The organism is Clostridioides sp. ES-S-0190-01, from assembly GCF_020658275.1.
Classification (GTDB): Bacteria; Bacillota; Clostridia; order Peptostreptococcales; family Peptostreptococcaceae; genus Clostridioides.
On sequence record NZ_JACVWA010000014.1, the window covers coordinates 1 to 4,238 of the forward strand.

Below are 4,238 nucleotides of genomic sequence, written 5' to 3' on the forward strand. Positions count from 1 at the left end.
AAGAAATAAACAAGTTGATATAGTAATAAATACACCTACTAAAGGTAATGACTCAACAAGAGACGGATTTAAAATGAGAAGAACAGCTATTGAATTTTCTACTGAAATAATGACATCTTTAGATACACTAAAAGCTCTAGTAGAGGTTAAGAAAAAACACCTAAACAAAGATAAGTTAAAAGTTTACAATATAGCTGAATAGAAATTAAGTTGATTGTATAGTTTAAGAATTTAATCATTAAATTAAAAAGAAGAAGTTATTTTTTCTATGAGTTTTTACTTTTGAGATAACTTCTTTTTTTTAAGAAATTTGTAGTATAATAGAAAAAGATAAAAAATAAATGTAAATAAGTATAAAACTAGAATGTAAAAGTGAAAAATAGATATAGATATTTAAAAGATTATATTTAGTTAATGTTCTTTAGTTTGCCTAAAGAGAATTATAGGAGGTACTGTAATATGAAAGCAAGGTTAATATTAGAAGATGGGACAGTTTTTATAGGAAAAGCATTTGGATATTTAGAAGAAAGTGTAGGAGAAGTAGTATTTAACACTTCGATGATAGGATATGGTGAAGTTTTAACAGACCCTTCTTACTATGGTCAAATAGTTACTATGACTTATCCTCTTATAGGAAATTATGGTATAAATTTATCATCAGCAGAATCTGAAAAAGTGCAAGTGAAAGGATTTATAGTAAGAGAAAAAAGTGATTCTCCAAGTAATTTTAGATGTGAGATTGATATAGACCAATATTTAAAGCAAAATAAAGTGATAGGACTAGAAGGAATAGATACAAGAGCTTTAACTAAGATACTTAGAAATAATGGGACAATGAAAGGTATAATTACATTAGAAGATAGCAAGTTAGAAGATGTTAAACATAAATTAGATAAGTTTTCAAATACAGAAGCAGTTAGAACGGTTACAAGAAAAGAAGTAGAGCATATAGAAGGAAATGGACCAAAAGTAGCTGTTATGGATTTTGGAGTTAAAAGAAATATCTTAAGATCATTTATAGCTCGTGGATGTGATATAACAATATTCCCAGCTACAACATCTCCAGAAGATGTATTAAGTATAAACCCTGATTTAATATTTTTATCAAATGGGCCTGGAGACCCAGAGGATTTAGAAGATGTTATAGAAAATATAAAAGCTCTAATTGGTAAAAAGCCTATAGTTGGAATATGCTTAGGGCATCAGCTTTTAGCCCTAGCTCTTGGAGGAAAAACTGCTAAACTTAAATTTGGACATAGAGGTGGAAATCATCCAGTTAAAGATTTAGAAGAGGGAAAAGTATTTATAACTTCTCAAAATCATGGATATTATGTTTCAGAAGTTCCTGAACAAATGAAAGTGACACATATAAATTTAAATGATAATACTGTTGAGGGAATGAGACATGAGAAGCTAGATGTATACAGTGTTCAATACCACCCTGAAGCTTGTCCAGGGCCAAAAGATAATGACTATATTTTCGATAAGTTTTTAGAGTTCGTAAAATAAATAATATCAATATATATAATATATAACTAAAAATAAGACTAACTTAAATCAAAAAAATATTGGTTTAATTAATATAGATATAATAAATAATCTCAAATTTAATATGGAATAAAATAATTAAAATTGATTGTATAGATTATGAAGATAGAAACTGTGAAAATTGTTTAGATAAGGAGAAAGAGTTATGCCTAAATTAGATAGTATAAAGAAAACTTTAGTATTAGGGTCAGGGCCAATAATAATAGGTCAAGCAGCAGAGTTTGACTACTCAGGAACACAGGCCTGCCAAGCATTAAAAGAAGAGGGAATAGAAGTTGTATTAGTAAATAGTAATCCAGCGACGATAATGACTGATAAAGAAATTGCAGATAAAATATATATAGAACCATTAACAATAGAATTTATAGAAAAAATAATAGAAAAAGAAAGACCAGATAGCTTACTTGCAGGTATGGGTGGTCAAACAGGACTAAACTTGGCTGTAGAATTACATGATGCTGGTATACTAGATAAATATAATGTAAAAGTTATAGGTACATCTATAGAGTCTATAAAAAAGGGTGAGGATAGAGATTTATTTAGAGAAGTAATGAAAGAAATAAATCAACCTGTAATAGTTAGTGATATAGTTACAAACCTAGAAGCAGGTCTTGAATTTGCAAGCAAAATAGGATATCCAGTGGTTGTAAGACCAGCATATACACTAGGTGGAACTGGCGGAGGTATAGCTGATACTGAGGAAGAATTAAGAGAGATACTTTCACATGGATTGCAATTAAGTCCAGTAGGTCAAGTTCTTCTTGAAAAGAGTATAAAAGGTTGGAAAGAAATAGAATATGAAGTAATGAGAGATGGGAATGGAAACTGTATAACTGTATGTAACATGGAAAATGTAGACCCAGTTGGAGTTCATACAGGAGATAGTATAGTTGTTGCTCCAAGTCAAACTTTAAGTGATGAAGAATACCAACTACTTAGAAAAGCATCAATAGATATAATAAATGCAATAGAAGTTCAAGGTGGATGTAATGTTCAAATAGCTTTAAATCCACATAGTTTAGAATATGCAATAATAGAAATAAATCCAAGAGTTAGTAGATCATCAGCGCTAGCATCAAAAGCTACAGGATATCCAATAGCAAAAGTGGCAGCTAAGATAGCCTTAGGATATACTTTGGATGAAATAGAAAATGCAGTAACTAAAAAAACTTATGCTTGTTTTGAGCCAACTTTAGATTATGTAGTAGTAAAAATACCAAAATGGCCATTTGATAAATTTAAAAAGGCAAATAGAAAATTAGGAACTAAGATGATGGCAACTGGTGAAATAATGAGTATAGGAAGCAACTTTGAAGCTGCTATTCTTAAGGGAATAAGATCACTAGAAACAGGAAAATATTCATTAGTTCATGCTCCATCAGAAGGTAGAACGTTAGAAGAGCTAAAGAAAAGAGTTGTAGTACCTGATGATGAAAGATTGTTTGATTTAGCTGAAATGATAAGAAGAGGCTATAAAGTAGAAATGATAGAAGAAATCACTGGTGTTGATAAGTGGTTTATAAATAAATTTAAATGGATAGTTGAGCAAGAAGAAAAATTAAAAGGTCTTAAAATAGAAGATTTAGATAAGGAATACTTACATGAATTAAAGAAAAAAGGATTCTCTGATAAAGGTATATCTGACTTAATGAAGATAAGCCCAGAAAAATTATACGAATTAAGAAGTCTATATAATATACAACCAGTTTATAAAATGGTTGATACATGTGGAGGAGAATTTGAAGCTCTATCTCCATATTACTACTCAACTTATGAGCAATATGATGAAGTAGTTGTAAGTGATAAGAGAAAAGTTGTAGTATTAGGTTCTGGACCAATAAGAATAGGTCAAGGTATAGAATTTGACTATTGTTCAGTTCACTGTGTAAAATCTTTAAGAAAAATGGGTATAGAAACTATAATTGTAAACAATAACCCTGAAACAGTAAGTACAGATTTTGATACATCAGATAAACTATATTTTGAACCATTAACAGAAGAAGAAGTTTTAAACATAATTGAAAAAGAAAAACCAGAAGGTGTAATACTACAATTTGGAGGACAAACAGCTATAAAACTAGCTAAGTTCTTACATGAGAAAAAAATACCTATATTGGGAACTGATTTTGATGATATAGATGCAGCAGAAGATAGAGAAAAATTTGACGACTTATTAGAGAGATTAGATATAAATAGACCAAAAGGAAAAGGTGTGTGGACAACTAATGAAGGTATTGAAGTTGCTAATGAATTAGGTTATCCAGTATTAGTTAGACCATCTTATGTACTTGGTGGTCAAGGTATGGAAATAACTTATAACGAGGAAAAATTAACTCAGTATTTAGATGATGCTTTTGCCAGAGACCATAAGAATCCAGTACTTATAGATAAATATCTAACTGGTAGAGAAATAGAAGTAGATGCTATATGTGATAAAGAAGATATATTAATACCTGGAATAATGGAACATTTAGAAAGAGCTGGAGTTCACTCTGGAGATAGTACGACAATGTATCCAAGCCAAAATATATCTGATAAGATAAAAGACAAAATTCTAGAATATACTAAAAAAATAGCTTTAGACCTTAATGTAATTGGTATGGTTAATATACAATTTATAGAATTCCAGAATGAATTATATATAATAGAGGTTAATCCTAGAGCCAGTAGAACAGTACCATATATAAGTA

Annotated in this window: 3 protein-coding genes; all 3 read left to right on the forward strand. The window is 29.6% G+C overall.

Annotated features, from left to right (window positions below):
• A partial coding sequence (locus IC214_RS03580) for a hypothetical protein (RefSeq protein WP_160113107.1) occupies positions 1 to 202 on the forward strand: 202 nt, incomplete at its 5' end.
• A gap of 257 nt (positions 203 to 459) precedes the next feature.
• Positions 460 to 1,509, forward strand: coding sequence for a glutamine-hydrolyzing carbamoyl-phosphate synthase small subunit (gene carA, locus IC214_RS03585; RefSeq protein ID WP_227436401.1), 1,050 nt, complete (start codon positions 460 to 462; stop codon positions 1,507 to 1,509).
• Positions 1,510 to 1,693: 184 nt separating this feature from the next.
• Positions 1,694 to 4,238 (forward strand): carbamoyl-phosphate synthase (glutamine-hydrolyzing) large subunit (gene carB / locus IC214_RS03590; protein ID WP_227866231.1); only part of this gene is annotated, 2,545 nt, incomplete at its 3' end.

What these genes read in the sequence shown, in the direction of transcription:
- carA (WP_227436401.1), top strand. Translation starts at nt 460, where the DNA reads ATGAAAGCAAGGTTAATATTAGAAGATGGGACAGTTTTTATAGGAAAA.